The 2,143-nt window shown below is 45.7% G+C and carries 3 protein-coding genes; 1 reads left to right on the top strand and 2 read right to left on the bottom strand.

Annotated features, from left to right (window positions below; genetic code table 11):
* Nucleotides 1-595: hypothetical protein (locus KNP95_RS15790; RefSeq protein WP_214838339.1), on the bottom strand; the 595-nt coding region annotated here is incomplete at its 3' end.
* Between the two features lie 251 nt (nucleotides 596-846).
* Here KNP95_RS15790 and KNP95_RS15785 point away from each other — a divergent pair.
* Nucleotides 847-1,455: a helix-turn-helix domain-containing protein gene (locus KNP95_RS15785; protein WP_214838336.1), complete on the top strand. Its 609-nt coding sequence runs from the start codon at nucleotides 847-849 to the stop codon at nucleotides 1,453-1,455.
* A gap of 76 nt (nucleotides 1,456-1,531) precedes the next feature.
* Here the strand turns inward: KNP95_RS15785 and KNP95_RS15780 are convergent.
* Nucleotides 1,532-2,143 (bottom strand): DNA/RNA non-specific endonuclease (locus tag KNP95_RS15780; RefSeq protein ID WP_214838333.1); only part of this gene is annotated, 612 nt, incomplete at its 5' end.

The raw sequence follows: 2,143 nt of genomic DNA, 5'->3' as shown, positions 1-2,143 counted from the left end.
CATAAGGTTTCACAGATTGTTCGAATCGAATGCGTGCAAACCACTCTGAGACGGTCTCGTGAGGTTTTCGTTTTTGAGTGTCGCTCAAGATGTCATTCAACTCCACGAGTAGTTTCCCAAGCTCAGTATCAGAGGCATAGAGAAAGATTGGTGTGGTATTGGTCACCGTGTTCATGTTGGCTCGAGATGATAATGGTCTCTCGTCGGCTGAAGACGGTGTCGCTTTGCGTCGCCGCTTATCCCACCAATCCCGTACGCGCTTGTAGTACGTGAAAAATAAAATGAGCAAGAAAGCTATAACGGCCCATTTCAGGACGTCTGAAGCAGTCTCTTGATCTTCGCCAGACGCCTTCTTTTCAAACCGTTCTTTTGACAAAAGATCATACCACTTCGGTATATCATTCGTATCCTCTAGATTCTCTGTTTTTTCTTTAAAGGTTGCCAATTCACCATCGATATACCTTGGATTTCCCGACATGTCTTGTTGGGTGGGGCGATCTACAATCATTCCATAAAGGAAAGCCCCGCCGGTTTTAAATAAAGCGAGGATGACTAAGGTCGAAATGATGAAATAATACATTTTTCTTTTCTGCATAAACCCTCCTCTTATACAAATGAAATTAAAGATATACAGCTTAACCTTAAATATCCCTTTAAATACAAAAAAATTCAATGTTTAAAAATGGGATTTTATTTTTTGATTCCAAATTAAACTTCTATCATAAATGATTCGCTTAATTTTGATTGATATCCCTTCTAAAAAGTAGAGTTTGTGTCTATATTTTTTAACACAATGATTATGGTATTATTTAATAAAATAATCACTGTATTAAAAGGAGGCTTACCATGTATACGATTGACGAGGCATTTGAAATCTTATCGAAGAACAAGCTCACAAGCCATAAGGAGACGGTCCGCAACTGGGTACGAAAAGGCGTGATCCAGGCAGAACCGCTCGAGTCGCGTAAAAAAGGCTATCGGATCAGTGAGGAGGCGCTCGAACAGTTCATCAAAGAACGGATGCCGGAAGGATGGGAGCTGTATCTGGAGTCGGTGACAGGGGAAGCTCGGAATGTCGTCAAGAATGAAGAAGAGGCCTCGTATCACGTCGAAGTCGATGTAGAAGCGATTAAAGAGCGGGCCCGTGAGGAGATGTGGTACGAGCTTCTCGGCAAATTCGTCTTCGAGGACTACTTCGTCCTGAAGAAATCAGAGGTCAAGGCTGCGGTCGAGCATATGCGCTATTCAAAAGAGTTTGAAGCCGAGGTGTGGGAACGTTGCTCGAAGCATACGTGGGGTCACGCGACACCACGAGTCCCATACCTGCTTGATTACTTCATGTTCGAGGGGGATCGGATTCCCTTCAACAAAGATTTCGGTGGAAGAGATGAACAGATCATCCACGCGTTGATCGAGAAGATTAGGCTTGATAAAGTGAATCGAAAACGTAAATGAACATAAAAAGACATTCTCTTAAAAATAGAGGATGTCTTTTTATACAATCATCATTGTTTTAATTTTCAGGTTAAAATCATTCCCCGACCATTCCGTCGTTGTCGTTATCACGCATATAGGGGTAGAGCCAATGGTCGCTCATGATCGGCATCGTGAAACCGGCGTCTTTCGCTTCCTGGATCGTCACCTGACCGTTCCCATTCGTATCTACGCTCGAGACATCGCCTGTGGCCTCAAGTGTAGCTGCGGGTTCCGGTTCACTTTCTGTGAGGCCGAGTGCTTCGTTCACTTCATCCGGGTTAACGTTGTCGAAGGAATCGGTGACGACATTTCCTCTGACAGTGTAGGTGTACTTATAGTGTGAAGGGGTGTGTGTGCTCGTATCTGGATACGTGATGATCGCCTCGAAGTCGGCCGCGCCGCCGGCCTTACGGATTACATCCTCCATATAGGCCTGGTCCCCGTAGCGGTTGAGCGTGCTATCCTGTGGTGTGATGTTGTAGGCGTTCGAGACGCCCCCGAGCGAGTCGGCGATGACGTGGCCTTCATCGAGATCACTGTGTTCGACGCCTGGGACCTTCGCCTCGTCATGATAGTAGCGGCCATCCGAGGTCACATCCTCCGAATCATCATCCTGCAAGATGATCTGATCGGCGATGACACGAATCAATTGACCATGTTCGTTCGT

The organism is Exiguobacterium sp. s36 (assembly GCF_018618345.1).
In the GTDB taxonomy this organism is placed as follows: domain Bacteria; phylum Bacillota; class Bacilli; order Exiguobacteriales; family Exiguobacteriaceae; genus Exiguobacterium; species Exiguobacterium chiriqhucha.
The sequence above is the reverse complement of the archived record's forward strand: the minus strand, read 5'-3'. Positions and strand labels throughout refer to the sequence as shown.

Bases quoted from the DNA above. Each gene is read 5' to 3' on its own strand.
- KNP95_RS15785 (WP_214838336.1), top strand. From the start codon at position 847: ATGTATACGATTGACGAGGCATTTGAAATCTTATCGAAGAACAAGCTC.